This is a genomic window from Streptomyces caniferus (assembly GCF_009811555.1).
In the GTDB taxonomy this organism is placed as follows: Bacteria; Actinomycetota; Actinomycetes; order Streptomycetales; family Streptomycetaceae; genus Streptomyces; species Streptomyces caniferus.
Genome location: NZ_BLIN01000002.1, coordinates 51,967 through 67,138, shown reverse-complemented (window position 1 = coordinate 67,138; position 15,172 = coordinate 51,967). Strand labels below are relative to the sequence as shown.

Sequence of the window (15,172 nt, the reverse complement as noted above, 5' to 3'; positions counted from 1 at the left end):
ATCTTGCGGCGCACGCCGGTCTCTCGTCGGCGGCGGGCCGTGGGACGCACCGTGGGGGCGGTGGGCCGTGCGCGGGCCGTCGCCCGGTGGTGCGAGGGCACGGGAGCGCCGGCGTGCGGCTAGGCGCTGTCCGCGACGTCGCCGCCCCGGGAGGCCGCGCCGTCCTGGTCCGCCGCGAGCCGGGCGGACGCCGCGTGGAACGCCTCGAGGCCGGCCGCGAGCCGGGCGACATCGGCGGGTTCCATGCGTTCGAGGGTGGCGGTGACCTCGCGGCTGCGTGCCGCGCGGTACTGCTCCAGCAGCACCCGGCCGCGCAGGCTCAGCCGGAGTTCGACCTCCCGCCGGCTCGTCGCGCTGGGGCCGCGTTCCGCCAGGCCCATGGCCTCCAGGCGGTCGCAGAGCCTGCTGACCGCCGGCGGCCGCGAGCCCAGTGCCTCGGCGAGGGTGCGCAGATTCGTGCCCTCGCGCCGCTCGATCACCAGGAGGGCGCGGAGCTGGGAGAGCGAGACCTCCGCGGAGCGTGCCGCTTCCTGCCCGCGTCCCCACAGCACCTCGAGCAACTCGGAAGCCGCGAGGGCCGCCGCGCTCGCGCGCTCGTGGGAATGGGGCCGACCGGTGAAACGGGACACACGAACACTCTGTCACCCTGTGCGTCCCGTTGTCAGACCGACCCTGCCCTTGACCGTGGACGAAGGGTGTCCCCCGCACCATGACCCAACGCCTCGACGTGGAGACGGCGCTGCGCGCCGCGGCACCGCATGAGCTGGTCGGCGCCCTGCGGGACGCCCTCACCACCGCCTACGGGGCCACCTCGGTCCGGCTGTTCCTGACGGACTACGGCGGCACGCTGCTCAGATCGTGCGATTCCTCCGGGCGCGGCGAGGACTCGCTGCCCGTCTCCGGCAGTGCGGAGGGGCGGGCGCTCGGGAGCCAGGAGCCCCGCGAGCAGCAGGTGCCGCGCGGCGACGAGACCGATCACCACCTCCCGGTGACGGTGCGGGGCGACCGGATCGGCATCCTGACGGTCCGGCTGCCGGGCGACCGCTGTGCACCGGAGGTCCTCGACGAGCTCCGGTACGTGGCGGACCTGCTCGGCCGCGAGATCCTCGTCGCCGAGCGCGACACGGACGTCTACCAGCGGGCGCGCCGGGTCAGCCGCCTCACCCTGGCCGCGGAGATGCAGTGGCAGCTGCTGCCCGCCCGGGCGTACACCGAGGAGAGCTTCGCCCTCGGGGCCCAGCTGGAGCCCGCCTACGCCGTGCACGGTGACAGCTTCGACTGGACCGCGGACGCCGACGCGCTGATGCTCACCGTCACCAACGGCATGGGCGAGGGCATCGAGGCCTCGCTCCTGACCCACCTCGCCGTCAACGCCCTGCGCAACGCCCGCCGGGCGGGCATCGGCCTGGCGGACCAGGCGGCACTGGCCGACCAGGCGGTGTACGACCACTACCGGGGCGCGTCCTATGTGTCGACGCTGCTCCTGCGCATCGACCGCGCGACGGGGCGGGTGCAGACCATCGACGCGGGTTCGCCGCAGTTGTGGCGGATGCGCGAGAAGTCGATCGAGCGTGTCCCGCTCGAGGCCCAGATGCCCCTGGGCATGTTCGAGGAGTCCCATTACACGCCGCAGGAGTTCACCCTCGCCCCGGGGGACCGGCTGATCTTCGTGAGCGACGGGGTGTACGAGACGCTGTCGCCCCTGGGGGAGCGGTACGCCGAGCGGGCGCTCGCCCGGTCGATCCACGCCACGAGCCTGCTGCCGGCGGCCATGGTGCCCCGTGCCGTCCTGCGCGACGTGGCTGAATACCGTAATGCGGAGTCCCTGGATGATGCTTTGGTGCTCTGTCTTGACTGGTTCGGCGACGATCATTGATGCCCGTAGAGCATGGTGGGTCCGTTCGCCGGGCACCGTCGACGGCGGTGGACCGGCCTTCCGCCGGTCGTGCCCGGGCAGGGAGTGACCGGGGTGATGAAGGGAGCCGACCGCACGGATCCGGATACCGGGCGGCGTGTGAGCGCCGGTGGGTGAAGAGCGGGGCCGTGGGTACCGGCCCTTGATCGTGCTCGCTAACATTTGCCGGGCGACAACTGTTTATGGTGTGCGGGCCGGCCCGGCCGCAACCGCAGGGTGAACTCGCCCGAGGCAGTCACCCGGGCCGGACGGACCGAAAGGACGATGAGTTGGGATCCGCAGAAGTTGCCGCACGCGAGCGCGTCACGAGCGTGCTGCGCGAAGAAGCCGATGAGATCTCGGACCGTTGGGTGCGGTTGCAGCTGGCGCAGCCGACCCTGGACGGGGAGGTGAGCGAGGCGGAGCTGGGCGAGGAGGCCGATGCCCTGGTCAGCGCCCTGCTCTCCGGCCTGGACCGCGGTCTGCCGGTGGAACACGTGGTCACGTCCCACGAGGAGATCCGCCAGGCCGTCTCCGAGATCTCCCTGCGGCGGGCCCGTCGGGGGGTCTCGCCCACCGCGACGTCGCTGGCCGTGATGTCGCTGAAGGAGGCCCTGCTGAAGGCCGTCCAGCGGCACACCCGCGACGGCGAGGACCTCTTCCACAGCGCGGTGCTGATCAACCGCCTGCTGGACAGCGCCGGCGCCCTCTCCTTCGAGATCTTCGTGGAGGGCCGGGAGGAGATCATCCGCCGGCAGAGCCAGCAGCTGCTGGAGGTGTCCACCCCGGTCGTCAGGCTGTGGCGCCAGGTCCTGGCCGTCCCGTTGATCGGCACCCTCGACACCGCGCGCACCCAGGTGGTCATGGAGAACGTGCTCCAGGCCATCCAGGAGCACGAGGCGCTGGTCGCCATCATCGACATCACCGGTGTGCCCACCGTCGACACGGCCGTCGCGCAGCACCTGATGCACACCGTCAACGCGGTGCGTCTCATGGGCGCGGACTGCATCATCAGCGGAATCCGGCCGCCGATCGCCCAGACGATCGCGCAGCTCGGCATCGATCTGTCGACCATCATGACCCGGGCCACCCTCGCCGACGCCCTCGGAGAAGCCGTGAAAGTCACCGACGCGGCTCCGTCGCAGGCCGCCCCGCCGGCGCAGCGGTGAACGTCCCCGCCTCGGCCGGGGTGCCGATCCTGCGACTGGGCGATGTGCTGGTCACCGGGCTCCTCAACGAACTCGACGACAAGACGGCCGTGGCCTTCACCGACGAGCTGACCGCGCGCATCAGCAGCGACCGGGCGCGAGGTGTGCTCATCGACATCTCCCGGCTGGAAATCGTCGATTCCTTCGTGGCCCGTACTTTGATGGAGCTGACCACCATGGCGCGGCTGCTGGGCGCCCGGGTGATCGTCGCCGGGATGCGGCCGCCGGTCGCCATCACCCTGGTCGAGCTGGGCCTGCAGCTGACCGGGGTGGAAACGGCGCTCAACGCCGAGCAAGGCATGGCCGCGCTGGGCTGGCATCAGAGCCTGCAGCCGTCCGGAGGGGTCCTGCGTGAGTTCCGCACGGAGTAGTAGCCGCGCGGTGGGCCTGGTCACGGCCCCTCGACATGTCGCCGACGCGGAGGGCAGCACATCGGTGCACCAGGTGCGGACCGAAGAGGACCTGCTGACCGTCCGGCACGCCGTGCGGGCGGCCACCGTGCGGGCCGGATTCAGCATCGTCGACCAGACCCGCGTGGTCACCGCGGCCAGTGAGCTGGCCCGTAACGCCTACATCCACGGCGGAGGCGGCACCGTGACCATCGACCACCTCGCGTCGCGCGGCGCCGCGGGGCTCCGTCTGACGTTCACCGACGACGGGCCCGGCATCGCGGACGTCGACGCCGCGCTGGCCGACGGCTTCACCACCGGCGGAGGGCTCGGCCACGGCCTGGGGGGCGCCCGGCGGCTGATGAACGACTTCGAACTCCGCTCGTCTCCGGGCCAGGGCACGACCGTGATCGTCACGCGATGGGCGAGTCGTTGACGCTTCCCCACCTCCGGCCGACGGCGTACATCGCGGTGGACCACTACAGCGCCGTCCATCTGGCCGCCGAAACGGCCCGGTCGGTCGCCGGGCAGTGCGGGCTGCCAGGGGCGCTGCCCGACCGGGCCGCGGTCATCGCCTCGGAACTGGCCAGCAATCTGGCCAATCACGCGACCAACGGCGTGCTGTTCATCCAGTCCCTGCCCCTGGGCGGCGGCATGGAGATGATCGCCGCGGACCACGGGCCCGGCATCGGCGAACTGCAGCAGTGCCTCGCCGACGGCTACACCACCAGCAACACCCTCGGCGCCGGCCTGGGGGCCGTGAAACGCATAGCGACCACCCTCACCATCCGCACCCGGCCCGGTGCCGGAACCCTCGTCTGCGCCCGCCTCACCGCACCCGACGAGACGGCGTCGGCCGACCAGGACGTGGGTGCCCTCTGCGTACCGGCGGACCGGGAACAGGACAGCGGCGACGGGTGCGCCATCGTCGAGCACGACTCCGTGCGCACCGCACTCGTCGTGGACGGTCTCGGCCACGGGCCGCAGGCCGCCGAGGCCGCGCACGTGGCCCTGCGGTCCTTCCACCGTGGGCCCGACAGCCCCCTGCCGGAACTCCTCACGGGGCTCCACCGGGCGCTGCGCCGCACCCGCGGCGCGGCCGTCGGTCTGCTGCGGCTGCACCCCGGGCGGGCGGAGTACTGCGGTGTCGGCAACGTCCGCGTCGTGACGCTGACCCCGCTCGATCTGAGCCACCGTCTGAGCGGTCAGCCGGGGATCGCCGGACTGAACATGACGCCACCGCATGTGCGCGCCTTCCCCGTGCCGCCCGGCGGTACGGTACTGCTGCATTCCGACGGCATCGACCACCGCTGGGCCCAGGCACCCTCGGCCTTCGTGCACCGCCTGCCCCCGCCGTTGCTCGTCGCGTCCCTCGTCCACAGCCACCGCCTCCCCCGCGACGATGCGACCGTGCTCGCCGCCCGTCCCCGCCAGAGACTTCCGTGAACCCCCACACCTTCCATGACCTGCCGGCCCTCCGCCGCGCCGTACGGCGGATCTGCGAAGCGCACCGGCTTCCCTCCCGGACCGGAGGGCGCCTCGTGCTCTCCGTGGCCGAGGTGGCCGGCGCCGCCCTGACCGCCGGCGGCCCCGTCCGCCTGGAGGCCGCCGAGCAGCCCGCTCCGGGCGGCAGCACGCTGCTGGCCGTCACCCTGCACGCCGGACCGACGCCGGCACCGCCGAGCTGGGCCCACCTCCCGCTGCCGGGCCGGGCCACGTCCGACGGCGTGGTCGCCTGGCACCTGCCGCTGGGCGAGGCGCCGGAGCCGGCCCCGTCCGCTCCCGCCCCGCGCGGCGCCGTACCCGTCCAGGGCCGCACTCGCGGGGCGGAGAGCGCCGAGGTCTACGAAGCGCAGCTCGCGGCGCTCGAGGGCGACCTCGCCGCTGCGCTCTCCCGGGTGGACACCCTCTCCACGGAGCTGCACCGCCTCAAGGACGAACTCGCCGATACCAACAGCGGCGTGCTCGCCCTCTACGTCCAGCTGGAGGAGCGGGACGAACAGCTCCGCCGGGCCCACGGCCAGATCCTGCGCGAGCTCGAGGACGCCCTGCGTCCCTCGCCGATCACCGTGGACGGCCTGGAGTTCGCCGTCCACTACGAGCCCGCCGACACCGACGCGCCCACGGGCGGCGACTTCTACGACTGGCTCTGCCTCCCCGACGGCACCGTGCACATCACCGTCGTCGATGCGCTGGGCCATGGTGTACGCAGCACCCGCAGCGCGCTCAACGTCACGCACGCCGTGCGCACCCTGGCGCTCGAAGGCCACCCGCTCGAATCCATCATCGCCCGTACCCACGACATCCTGGTCCCGTTCGACCCGGAGATCATGGCGACGGTTCTGCTCGCCCGTATCCACCCCGAAACCGGTGAGGTCCGCCTGGCCAACGGCAGCCATCCGCCGGCCCTGCTGTTGCGTGCCGACGGGACGTCCGACTACCTGGAGGTCCGCGGCCGGGGGATCGGGTTCCCGCTGCCGGGGAGCGAGGCCGTGCGGGAGGACACGCTGCACGAGGGCGACCTGCTGGTGCTGTACACCGACGGTCTGACCGAGAGCCGCAGGGACCCCATCGAAGGCGAGGCGCGCCTCGTCAAGAGCGCCCGGGTCCACGCCCGCCGGCCGGTCGACGAGATCCCCGGCGCCGTCGCGGAGGACATGCACACCGTCATCCTCCACTCGGACGACACTCTGGCCCTCGCCGTCCGCCGGGCCCGGCAGGGCGCCCCGCGGGCGGGGACGCACGCCGAGAAGTGAGCGGCCGGGGCTTCGACGCCCCGCCTCCGCGGCGGGGCCGGGGCAGGTCGCCATCAGCGTCGTCGGGCATCCGGGCGGCCCCGGCCGGGCAGACACACCAAGTGTCCCGTTCCGCCGGGGCTCTGTTGGGTACACGCCTCACGAACACCTGATGACGCTTGTTGCACACCAGCCGAACGAGGAGTTCCACTCACCGGGGTGAAAGAGCTTATGCACCAATCGCTTGCGACCGACGACCCCGCATTCCAGCCGGCCCGGGGCGACTGCCGACCAGGGACTGCGGCGGACGCCCGCGACTTCGCCCGGGGCTTCGCCGACCTGCTCCATCCGGCGCCCGCCGCGCGGACCACCCAGAACCTGCTTCTGCTGGTGTCCGAGCTCGTGACCAACGCGCTGCGGCACGCCGGTGCCGTCACGGCGCTGCGTCTCAGCGCGGATCACGACAGCATCCAGGTGCGCGTCGAGGACCCCAGTCCCGCGCGACCGGAAGGGCGCAGTCCGGATCTGACCGGCCGCGGGGGCGGCTTCGGATGGCCGATGGTGTGCACGCTGGCCCGTGAGGTCACCGTCCGGCCCCGCCCCGGCGGCGGCAAGATCGTACAGGCCGCCCTCGCCCGCTGAAGACGGGCCTGACACCAGGCCGTTGACGTGCGAGGGCCGTGTGATCGAGGGAGAAGCGGGCAGGGCGCACAGGAGTGTGCGCTTGCGGATGCTCCTCGGGCGGCCGGCCGCCGGGCCCCGCCCGCGGGGTGCGCCGCACCTGTCGTCGGACCGTGGGAACGGGATGCGTCCATGCAACGCCACAGAGCCGAAGGGTCGACGGAGACACTGCGCGAGGCCGCCGAACAGCTGGCCGCCGCCGGGGAGGCGATCGCCGCCCTGGTGAGAGAGGCGGCCGCCCCGGTGGAACCGCGCCTGTCCCCGCACGGCCTGAGAGTGCTGTCCGTCGTCTCGGCCCGTCCCGGGCGGAACCTGACCAGCGTTGCCGCCGCCGTGGGCCTCGGTCTGCCGCGCGCCAGCCGGGTGTGCGCCGCACTGGAGTCCGCCGGTCTGCTGCTGCGCGGCCCGACGGACGGCGACCGGCGCGCGATCGGACTGCAACTGAGCCAGGAGGGCAGCGCGTTCCTGGAGCGCTTCCGCAGGAGCCGGGTGGACCGTGCGGCCGCGGTGCTGCGCCGGATGCCGGCGGACGAACGAGGGGCGCTGGTCACGGCGCTGGGAGAACTTGTCCTCGCCGTCGCCGCCGTGGGGTCCGAACGCGGCTGACGCTCAGGCGTCGAGAGCCGCGCGGACCGACGCGTGGAGCGGCAGCACCGTGTCGAGTCCGGTGAGCGCGAAGAGCCGCTGCAGAACCGCGGAGGGGGCGGCGAGCCGCAGGGCGGGGCCCAGCGCGTCGTGCGCCTGGATCAGGACGTTGACCGTGGTGGAATCCGCGAACTCGACGGCCGACAGGTCGACGACGACCGGGCCGGTGCCGTCCCGCGCCACCTGCTGCAGCGCCTCGTCGAGCGGCGCGATGTTGTCCACGTCGAGCGGCCCCGTGACGGCGAGGATCACGGCCCCGTGATCCTGTCGCGTGTCGATACGTATGGGTCGGCCTCCGTGGGACTGGGACAGCACGATGAACCTCGCTGTAGGGGCTGACGCTTCGTGAGGGACAGGTCCTGGTGATGCGGCACTGTCGAGGATAGAAGCGATAGTTGCCGTTTGACAACATTCGCCGTAAGGCAACAATCTGTTCTCGACACCTGGCAAGACGGCCGCGCCCGACGCGGCCGGGGAACGAGAAGCGGCCTGAGACCCGCTACGCGCTGTCAGACACACGAGCGTGGCCGCCGACGACGAGTGGGCCGTCACCCTCATCTGCGAAGGGGGAGGGCGCCGCAGCGTGGAACGTTTCGAGTCCCGCCGCACGGTGTGCGACGGCCGCCGCCGGTTCCCCGCGCGCAAGGCCTTCCTGGCCGCCGGTCACGCCAAGGGCCCGCGCCTGTGACGGCGAGACCCCCGCCCGGCGGGACGCCTCCCGACCGCGCCCCCACAGCGACCTCGGCAGCTCGGAGGCGGTGCGGGCGGCCGCACTCGCGCGCTCGCGAGGAGGCGGCGAGCCAGTGGAACGGAACACCCGGCCACTCTGTCATCCGGCGCGGTCCCCAGTCAGCCCCGCCTTTGCGTCGTCCGTGGACGAAGAATGTCTGAGAGACCGTGACTCAACCCTGTGATGTAGAACGAGCGCTGCGGGCGTCGGCCCCGCACGCTCTGGTGGACACGCTCCGTGAGGTGCTCACCGAGGCGTACGGAGCGCTCTCCGTACAGCTGTTGCTCGCCGACTACGGGGCAACGGCGCTCACCCCCTTCGACGCGCTGGGCACGCCCGGCGCCGCGATCCCGGTGGCGAACAGCGTCGAGGGCAGGGCCTTCGGGAGCCAGGAGCCCCGCCGGCAGGTCCGGCAGGGCGACGTGGTGGAACACCACCTGCCGGTATCGGTCCGCGGCGAGCGCACCGGCATCCTCACCGTGCGGCTGCCCGTCGAGCGGTCCGTGCCCCGTACCGTCGATGCCCTGGTCCACGCGGCGGATCTGCTCGGCCACGAACTCCTGGTGGCGGAGCGCGACACCGACGTCTACCAGCGGGCGCGGCGCATCAGCCGGCTCACCCTCGCCGCCGAGATGCAGTGGCAACTGCTCCCGGCCCGGGCCTGTTCCGCCGCCGAGTACGCCATCGGCGCCCAGTTGGAGCCGGCCTACGCCATCCACGGCGACAACTACGACTGGGCCTCGGACGCCCACGAGCTGACGCTCGCCGTCACCGACGGCATGGGCACCGGCGTCAACGCCTCCCTGCTCACCCACCTCGCGGTCAACGCGCTGCGCAACGCCCGCCGGGCAGGCATCGGCCTGGAGGACCAGGCGGCCCTGGCCGACCAGGCGCTCTACGCCCAGTACCGCGGCGCTTCCTACGTCTCCAGCCTGCTGCTGCGGTTCGATCTCGCGACCGGCCGGGTACAGGCGGTGGACGCGGGATCGCCGCAGCTGTGGCGGATGCGGGGCCGGACGGTCGAGCTCATCGACCTCGATCCGCAGATGCCGCTCGGCATGTTCGAGGAGACCCACTACGTGGCGAAGGAGTTCGAAGTACTGCCCGGGGACCGGCTCCTCATTGTCAGCGACGGGGTGTACGCGGCGGTCTCGCCCCAGGGGGAGGGGTACGCCCAGCGTGCCCTGGCCCGGGCCCTGCACGCCAGCATGCTCCTGCCGGCCGCCACCGTGCCCCGCGCCGTGCTCCGTGACCTGGCCGAGTACCGCGCCGCGGAGTCCCTGGACGACTCCTTGGTGTTGTGCGTCGACTGGTTCGGCAAGCCGTAGGCGCACGCGGAGGCGGCCCGGGCTCCGGCCCGGGCCGCCGTACGACGCCCCGCTCAGGCGGCGGACCGCTCCACGGGAATCCACAGCTCCGCGTCGGCCTGCGCACCGTCCTGCGACAGACGGACCCGCAGGATCTCCGGCCCCTGCCTGCTCTGGTACGGATTCGACGGGAACCACTGCGTGAACACGTCCCGCCACAGGTACTGCAGCGTCTGCGGGAACGGTCCGGAGCTCTCGAAGACGGCCCACGTACCCGCCGGGACGCCGAGGACGTCCATGTCCCCGGGCGCCTCGGCGCGGGTCACCACGCCGTGGTAGTAGTCGAGTTCGGTCCCTTCCGCCCGGCTCGGGTCGAGCTGGTCGCTCACCGCGACGATCCCCTCCGGCTGCTGGTCGGACAGCTCCGTCATGCGCTGCAGCGTCTCGGGGCCGATGCCCCGGACGAACTCGGCTATCGCCGGGTTGACCCCCACGTGCACGAGCGGGACACGGGCCTTCCGGCCCACCACCCGGAACTCCTCCTTCTCCACGATCCGGTATCGCATACTGCTGCTCCCTTCGACGATGAGCCGGAAGGACATCCGTGGCTGGGAGCGCAGCACCGCACCGGTCCGCCGGGCCTCGCCCGGACCCACCCCGTGCATGACGCGGAACGCACGGGCGAAGGCCTCTCCCGAGCCGTAGCCGTAGCGCATCGCGACGTCCAGCAGCGTCCGTTCACCGGCGAGCACCTCGGCGCCCGCCACGGTCAGCCGCCTGCGCCGGACGTACTCCGACAGCGGCATGCCCGCCAGCGCCGAGAACAGCCGGCGGAAGTGGTACTCCGACGTCACCGCGATGTGCGCCAGACGCCGCACGTCGACCGACTGGTCGAGATGCGACTCGATGTGGTCCATGGCCTGGTTCAGCCGCTCCAGCACCTCGGTCTCCTTCCCTTTCGACCTGCACGCTAGAAAGAAGCCGGTCCGCCGGACCCGACATCCTGTGCCCGGTGCGATCGGGTTCGCCGGGCGCCCGGTCTGGGTACCCGGGCCAAAGCGGCACCGCAAAGACGCAGTTGGAGCCCCCGAGGGCTCGCCGCCTCCTTGCCGTCCCACCTATGGGAAAGGTGCATCATGCTCTTCCTGGTCGTAGCGCTGTTCCTCTTCGGAGTGCTGATGGGGACCGCGGGCCACGTCCCCGTACCCGTCACCGTCGTCGCCGGTCTCGCCATCCTGGCCTGGCTGGTGGTCTTCTTCACCAAAGAACGCCGTAAGGCGGCGAAGGGAGGCGGCCGATGACCTCCGCCCGGATACCGGTCAGGACCGGACCGCACCCCCAGGCCGACCGCATGGCCGTCGCCGCGTTCGTCTGCGGGCTGCTGGGTGTCCTGGTCTTCAACATCGTCCTCGGCCCGTGCGCCCTGTTCTTCGGCGCCGCGTCCCTCTACCGGGGAACCGTCCGACGCCTCCGCGCCTGTCTGGGCCTGGCGTTCGGCGCCCTCGACATCGTGCTGCTCGTGGTGCTGTCCTCCCACAGCGGGACGCTCAGCTGGCACCTCTAGCGGGTGGGTGGGCCGCCGCCCCGTACGCAGGGGGTGTGATCCCTCGGACGGCGGCCCGGCCGCGGCCCTGAACCGCTCACGGCACTCCACAACCCGTATTCCCAGGGGAAATCGGGCCCGCGGCGGATGCTGCGCGAAGGGCGGTGCAGAGGCCTGTCCGGCCCATGGATCGCGCCTCCGGCGAATCTGTCCTGGTGCCCCGGGATTCGAGTAAGAAACGCATAAATTCGAGAGGTTGACGGGAATTCCGCGGGGCACACGATGCCTCGGAGGTTGATAACTATGGTTCCCCTTCTTCTCGTACTCCTTCTCGCACTGCTTCTCTTCGGCGCCGGGTTCGCCCTGAAGGCCCTGTGGATCGTGGCGGTCATCGTGCTCGCCGTGTGGCTGCTGGGATTCGTCCTGCGCTCCGCAGGCGCCGGCGGCAAGCGGGGCCGGTGGTATCGCTGGTGAATTTAGCGCGCGTCATCCTCATCGCACGGGTGGGGACCGGAACTCGGTATCCGGTCCCCACCCGTGCGTGAGGGGCTCTTCTGCGTGGGGGGCGGGAATCTGGGGGGAGAGTCGGGAAGGCCCGTACGCGAAATCCGGGCGTGCGTCGCTATCCGGGGCCGGGGCCGGTTCCGTATTCGTGTCCGGAAGGGATCTTTTCTCGCCAGCGGGACTTCGGGACTTCGGGACTGCGGAACTTCGGGACTTCAGGGTTTTGGGATTCCGAGGATTCGGCGATCATTTCTCATGTCGTTGCAGCTGTCGTCGTCGCCGCCGCTTCGCTCCCCGACCGCCCGTTGCGTGCCGTGCCGTGCCGTGTCGTGCCGGAGATCTCCGTGCTCCGGACGCCGCGATCCCCCCGACTGTCGGCCCCGGCGCGGCGCCCGGCCTTACTCTGCACTCTGCGTTTCTCCCCATGCGTCATGCGTGAGGGGGCGCACCAGTTCGCGCCGCCATGGATGCTTGAGTCCACAGGGAGGCGCACTCGCTGGAATCGCCCTGCGGGGCGGGCTGGGCGTGTGGGCAGGGAACATGCAGGTCAGAGTGGGTACGGAGCGGAACTCATGCGGTTGACGATCTTCTGGCAGCGGATGGCTGATCACTTCGGGGCGGCGTATGCCGACTCGTTCGCGCGCGATCATGTGATGGCAGGCCTGGGCGGCCGGACCGTGCACGAGGCGCTGGACGCGGGATGGAGCGCCAAAGAGGTGTGGCAGGTGGTCTGCTCGGTGATGGACGTACCACCGGAAAAGCGCTGAGTGGGGCCGGGAGCAGCGCTCTGACCTGGGAGGAAGCGGCCCCGGCGGGCGGGTGTCACCGGTCGGCGCACGGGCCAGGACCTGGGATGTCGCAGCCGTGCGCGACACTTGGCTCCGTGCCCGAGTCAGATGAGATCACCAGCAACGATGTGCCACGCTCCGAGGACCGGCCCGGCCGGTCCGAGGTTCGGCCCGAGGACCGGTCCGATGCGCGGATGCCGCGCTGGCTGCCGCGCGCCATGGTGCTCGCGCTCGCCCTGGTGGCCTGTTTCCAGCTCGCCACCTGGGGATTCCACCAGCTGATCACCCTGCTGCTGAAGGTGCTGATCGCGTTCTTCCTGGCACTGGCCGTCGAACCGGCCGTCGACTGGATGGCGGCCAGGGGCATGCGGCGCGGGCTGGCCACGGGTCTGGTCTTCGTGAGCATCCTCGGCGCCGCGGCCGGCTTCTTCGCCCTCCTGGGCTCCATGCTCGCCGGCCAGATCGCCAACATGGTGGAGGAGTTCCCGCAGTATCTGGACTCCGTCATCAGCTGGATCAACAGCACCCTGCACACCCACCTCTCGCGGGTCGAGGTGCAGAACAACCTGCTCAAGTCCGACTGGCTGCAGAAGTACGTCCAGGACAGCGCCAACAACGTCCTGGCCGTCTCCGCGACGGTGCTGGGCAGCCTGTTCAACCTTCTGACGGTGGCGCTGTTCTCGTTCTACTTCGCGGCCGACGGCCCCCGGCTGCGCCGCGCCCTGTGCTCCGTGCTTCCGCCGCACCGCCAGGCGGAGGTGCTGCGCGCCTGGGAGATCGCGGTCGCCAAGACCGGCGGTTATCTCTACTCGCGCGGCCTGATGGCGCTGATCTCCGGCATGGCGCACTATGTCCTGCTGCAGATCCTGGAAGTGCCCTACGCCCCGGCACTGGGCATGTGGGTGGGCCTGGTCTCCCAGTTCATCCCGACCATAGGCACCTACCTCGCGGGCGCACTGCCCATCCTGATCGCCTTCACCGTCGACCCCTGGTACGCCCTGTGGGTCTTCGGTTTCGTGGTGATCTACCAGCAGTTCGAGAACTACCTCCTGCAGCCGCGGATCACCGCCAAGACGGTGGACATCCATCCCGCCGTCGCCTTCGGCTCGGTCGTCGCCGGCACGGCCCTGATGGGCGCGGTGGGCGCACTGATCGCGATCCCGGCCACGGCGACGCTGCAGGCGTTCCTCGGTGCCTACGTCAAGCGGTACGAGGTCACCGACGACCTGCGGGTCCATGGCAGGCGGCCGCGCGGCGCCCGGATGCTGGCCCGCGTCCGGCGGACCTTGCACGACGCACAGCCGTCGGCCCCGCTGGAGGACCGGAAGGCGACCGGCGGCGTCGAGGAGGACGGGGAGAGCGTCCGCTGACCCTGCGCGGGGTCAGCGGCCCCGGACCGCGGCGCACGGCCGAGGGCGCAGGGCCGCCCGGCAACCCGTCGGCGACGCGAGCGGTGTCGCTTGACACCAAAATCGAACATCCATTCTTATGGGAGATCCGACCTGTGTCCTCGGGCTTTTCGGGGAGTTATCCACAGGCCGGGGCCGGGTCCGGGCGCATTGTCAGTGGCAGGCGTTAGCGTCATGGACGTGAAGCGATCGACTCAAGCAAATCGGGTGGAACCCATGGCAGGCACCGACCGCGAGAAGGCGCTGGACGCCGCGCTCGCACAGATTGAACGGCAATTCGGCAAGGGCGCCGTGATGCGCATGGGGGAGCGGCCGAACGAACCCATCGAGGTCATCCCCACCGGCTCCACCGCGCTTGATGTCGCGCTCGGCGTCGGCGGTATCCCCCGCGGCCGCGTGGTCGAGGTCTACGGCCCGGAGTCCTCCGGTAAGACGACCCTGACCCTGCACGCCGTCGCGAACGCCCAGAAGGCCGGCGGCTCCGTCGCGTTCATCGACGCCGAGCACGCCCTCGACCCCGAGTACGCCAAGAAGCTCGGCGTGGACACCGACTCCCTGATCCTGTCCCAGCCGGACAACGGCGAGCAGGCCCTGGAGATCACGGACATGCTGGTCCGCTCCGGCGCGCTCGACCTCATCGTGATCGACTCCGTCGCCGCCCTGGTGCCGCGGGCCGAGATCGAGGGCGAGATGGGCGACTCCCACGTCGGCCTCCAGGCGCGACTGATGAGCCAGGCGCTGCGCAAGATCACCAGCGCGCTCAACCAGTCCAAGACCACCGCGATCTTCATCAACCAGCTCCGCGAGAAGATCGGCGTGATGTTCGGCTCGCCGGAGACCACGACCGGTGGCCGTGCACTGAAGTTCTACGCCTCGGTGCGCCTCGACATCCGCCGCATCGAAACCCTCAAGGACGGCACGGACGCGGTCGGCAACCGCACCCGCGTCAAGGTCGTCAAGAACAAGGTCTCCCCGCCCTTCAAGCAGGCCGAGTTCGACATCCTCTACGGCCAGGGCATCAGCCGTGAGGGCGGCCTGATCGACATGGGTGTGGAGCACGGCTTCATCCGCAAGTCCGGCGCTTGGTACACCTACGAGGGCGACCAGCTCGGCCAGGGCAAGGAGAACGCCCGCAACTTCCTCAAGGACAACCCGGATCTCGCCAACGAGATCGAGAAGAAGATCAAGGAAAAGCTCGGTATCGGCGTGAAGCCGCAGGACCCGGCGGCGGAGCCCGGTGCGGACGCCGCGGTGGCGGCGGGCGAACCGGCTGTCGCGGCTCCGGCACCGGCGGCCAAGAGTGCCAAGGGTTCCAAGGCCGCCGCGGCCAAGAGCTAGC

Annotated in this window: 19 protein-coding genes; 16 read left to right on the top strand and 3 right to left on the bottom strand. The window is 71.2% G+C overall.

Annotated features, from left to right (window positions below; genetic code table 11):
- Window positions 1–119 precede the first annotated feature (119 nt).
- A complete protein-coding gene (locus Scani_RS02215; RefSeq protein ID WP_159469492.1) occupies window positions 120–629 on the bottom strand; it encodes a MarR family winged helix-turn-helix transcriptional regulator in 510 nt (169 codons plus the stop codon).
- Window positions 630–709: 80 nt separating this feature from the next.
- On the opposite strand from Scani_RS02215, the gene Scani_RS02210 reads away from it, so the two are divergent.
- The 8 genes from Scani_RS02210 to Scani_RS02175 all read left to right on the top strand — a co-directional run bounded on the left by Scani_RS02210 (window position 710) and on the right by Scani_RS02175 (window position 7,513).
- Window positions 710–1,876 carry a PP2C family protein-serine/threonine phosphatase gene (locus tag Scani_RS02210; RefSeq protein ID WP_159469490.1) on the top strand — a complete coding sequence of 389 codons (1,167 nt, stop codon included), beginning with the start codon at window positions 710–712 and terminating at the stop codon, window positions 1,874–1,876.
- A gap of 308 nt (window positions 1,877–2,184) precedes the next feature.
- Window positions 2,185–3,063 (top strand): STAS domain-containing protein, encoded by an 879-nt coding sequence (locus Scani_RS02205; protein WP_159469488.1) that lies wholly within the window; start codon window positions 2,185–2,187, stop codon window positions 3,061–3,063.
- Window positions 3,060–3,473 carry an STAS domain-containing protein gene (locus Scani_RS02200; RefSeq protein ID WP_159469487.1) on the top strand — a complete coding sequence of 138 codons (414 nt, stop codon included), beginning with the start codon at window positions 3,060–3,062 and terminating at the stop codon, window positions 3,471–3,473. The genes Scani_RS02205 and Scani_RS02200 overlap by 4 nt, the downstream gene beginning before the upstream one ends.
- Window positions 3,474–3,489: 16 nt before the next feature.
- Window positions 3,490–3,927: an ATP-binding protein gene (locus tag Scani_RS02195; RefSeq protein ID WP_167538044.1), complete on the top strand. Its 438-nt coding sequence runs from the start codon at window positions 3,490–3,492 to the stop codon at window positions 3,925–3,927.
- The gene (locus Scani_RS02190) at window positions 3,912–4,937 is read left to right on the top strand and encodes a SpoIIE family protein phosphatase (RefSeq protein ID WP_159469483.1); all 1,026 of its coding nucleotides are present in this window, start codon (window positions 3,912–3,914) and stop codon (window positions 4,935–4,937) included. Before Scani_RS02195 ends, Scani_RS02190 begins: the two co-directional genes overlap by 16 nt.
- A complete protein-coding gene (locus tag Scani_RS02185) occupies window positions 4,934–6,247 on the top strand; it encodes a PP2C family protein-serine/threonine phosphatase (RefSeq protein WP_159469481.1) in 1,314 nt (437 codons plus the stop codon). The genes Scani_RS02190 and Scani_RS02185 overlap by 4 nt, the downstream gene beginning before the upstream one ends.
- A gap of 210 nt (window positions 6,248–6,457) precedes the next feature.
- The gene (locus tag Scani_RS02180; protein WP_159469479.1) at window positions 6,458–6,868 is read left to right on the top strand and encodes an ATP-binding protein; all 411 of its coding nucleotides are present in this window, start codon (window positions 6,458–6,460) and stop codon (window positions 6,866–6,868) included.
- A gap of 171 nt (window positions 6,869–7,039) precedes the next feature.
- Window positions 7,040–7,513 carry a MarR family winged helix-turn-helix transcriptional regulator gene (locus Scani_RS02175; protein ID WP_159469477.1) on the top strand — a complete coding sequence of 158 codons (474 nt, stop codon included), beginning with the start codon at window positions 7,040–7,042 and terminating at the stop codon, window positions 7,511–7,513.
- Window positions 7,514–7,516: 3 nt separating this feature from the next.
- Here the strand turns inward: Scani_RS02175 and Scani_RS40585 are convergent, their stop codons facing one another.
- On the bottom strand, window positions 7,517–7,837 hold the full coding sequence (locus Scani_RS40585) for an STAS domain-containing protein (protein ID WP_281391887.1): 321 nt from the start codon (window positions 7,835–7,837) through the stop codon (window positions 7,517–7,519).
- A gap of 238 nt (window positions 7,838–8,075) precedes the next feature.
- On the opposite strand from Scani_RS40585, the gene Scani_RS39870 reads away from it, so the two are divergent.
- Together Scani_RS39870 and Scani_RS02165 are read left to right on the top strand one after the other, a co-directional pair.
- Complete coding sequence (locus Scani_RS39870; protein ID WP_167538015.1) at window positions 8,076–8,240, top strand: hypothetical protein; 165 nt, start codon at window positions 8,076–8,078, stop codon at window positions 8,238–8,240.
- A gap of 209 nt (window positions 8,241–8,449) precedes the next feature.
- Window positions 8,450–9,610 carry a PP2C family protein-serine/threonine phosphatase gene (locus Scani_RS02165; protein ID WP_159469473.1) on the top strand — a complete coding sequence of 387 codons (1,161 nt, stop codon included), beginning with the start codon at window positions 8,450–8,452 and terminating at the stop codon, window positions 9,608–9,610.
- Between the two features lie 53 nt (window positions 9,611–9,663).
- On the opposite strand, the gene Scani_RS02160 is transcribed toward Scani_RS02165, so the two are convergent.
- Window positions 9,664–10,530 (bottom strand): AraC family transcriptional regulator, encoded by an 867-nt coding sequence (locus Scani_RS02160; RefSeq protein WP_159469471.1) that lies wholly within the window; start codon window positions 10,528–10,530, stop codon window positions 9,664–9,666.
- A 195-nt stretch (window positions 10,531–10,725) separates the two neighbouring features.
- Here Scani_RS02160 and Scani_RS39865 point away from each other — a divergent pair, with 195 nt between their 5' ends.
- The 6 genes from Scani_RS39865 to recA all read left to right on the top strand — a co-directional run bounded on the left by Scani_RS39865 (window position 10,726) and on the right by recA (window position 15,171).
- Window positions 10,726–10,890 (top strand): hypothetical protein, encoded by a 165-nt coding sequence (locus tag Scani_RS39865; protein ID WP_167538016.1) that lies wholly within the window; start codon window positions 10,726–10,728, stop codon window positions 10,888–10,890.
- On the top strand, window positions 10,887–11,153 hold the full coding sequence (locus Scani_RS02155) for a DUF4190 domain-containing protein (protein ID WP_159469469.1): 267 nt from the start codon (window positions 10,887–10,889) through the stop codon (window positions 11,151–11,153). The genes Scani_RS39865 and Scani_RS02155 overlap by 4 nt, the downstream gene beginning before the upstream one ends.
- A gap of 282 nt (window positions 11,154–11,435) precedes the next feature.
- Window positions 11,436–11,606 (top strand): hydrophobic protein, encoded by a 171-nt coding sequence (locus tag Scani_RS02150; protein WP_086716166.1) that lies wholly within the window; start codon window positions 11,436–11,438, stop codon window positions 11,604–11,606.
- A gap of 602 nt (window positions 11,607–12,208) precedes the next feature.
- Window positions 12,209–12,403 carry a DUF3046 domain-containing protein gene (locus tag Scani_RS02145; protein WP_159469467.1) on the top strand — a complete coding sequence of 65 codons (195 nt, stop codon included), beginning with the start codon at window positions 12,209–12,211 and terminating at the stop codon, window positions 12,401–12,403.
- Window positions 12,404–12,618: 215 nt separating this feature from the next.
- Window positions 12,619–13,794, top strand: a complete 1,176-nt coding sequence (locus tag Scani_RS02140; RefSeq protein WP_159471602.1) for an AI-2E family transporter — start codon at window positions 12,619–12,621, stop codon at window positions 13,792–13,794.
- A 255-nt stretch (window positions 13,795–14,049) separates the two neighbouring features.
- Window positions 14,050–15,171, top strand: a complete 1,122-nt coding sequence (gene recA, locus Scani_RS02135) for a recombinase RecA (protein WP_159469465.1) — start codon at window positions 14,050–14,052, stop codon at window positions 15,169–15,171.
- Window position 15,172: the final 1 nt, after the last annotated feature.

Bases quoted from the DNA above. Each gene is read 5' to 3' on its own strand.
- Scani_RS02175 (WP_159469477.1), top strand. From the start codon at position 7,040: ATGCAACGCCACAGAGCCGAAGGGTCGACGGAGACACTGCGCGAGGCC.
- Scani_RS02145 (WP_159469467.1), top strand. From the start codon at position 12,209: ATGCGGTTGACGATCTTCTGGCAGCGGATGGCTGATCACTTCGGGGCG.
- Scani_RS02155 (WP_159469469.1), top strand. From the start codon at position 10,887: ATGACCTCCGCCCGGATACCGGTCAGGACCGGACCGCACCCCCAGGCC.
- Scani_RS02190 (WP_159469483.1), top strand. From the start codon at position 3,912: ATGGGCGAGTCGTTGACGCTTCCCCACCTCCGGCCGACGGCGTACATC.
- Scani_RS39865 (WP_167538016.1), top strand. From the start codon at position 10,726: ATGCTCTTCCTGGTCGTAGCGCTGTTCCTCTTCGGAGTGCTGATGGGG.
- Scani_RS02180 (WP_159469479.1), top strand. From the start codon at position 6,458: ATGCACCAATCGCTTGCGACCGACGACCCCGCATTCCAGCCGGCCCGG.
- Scani_RS02150 (WP_086716166.1), top strand. From the start codon at position 11,436: ATGGTTCCCCTTCTTCTCGTACTCCTTCTCGCACTGCTTCTCTTCGGC.
- Scani_RS02140 (WP_159471602.1), top strand. From the start codon at position 12,619: ATGCCGCGCTGGCTGCCGCGCGCCATGGTGCTCGCGCTCGCCCTGGTG.
- recA (WP_159469465.1), top strand. From the start codon at position 14,050: ATGGCAGGCACCGACCGCGAGAAGGCGCTGGACGCCGCGCTCGCACAG.
- Scani_RS02210 (WP_159469490.1), top strand. From the start codon at position 710: ATGACCCAACGCCTCGACGTGGAGACGGCGCTGCGCGCCGCGGCACCG.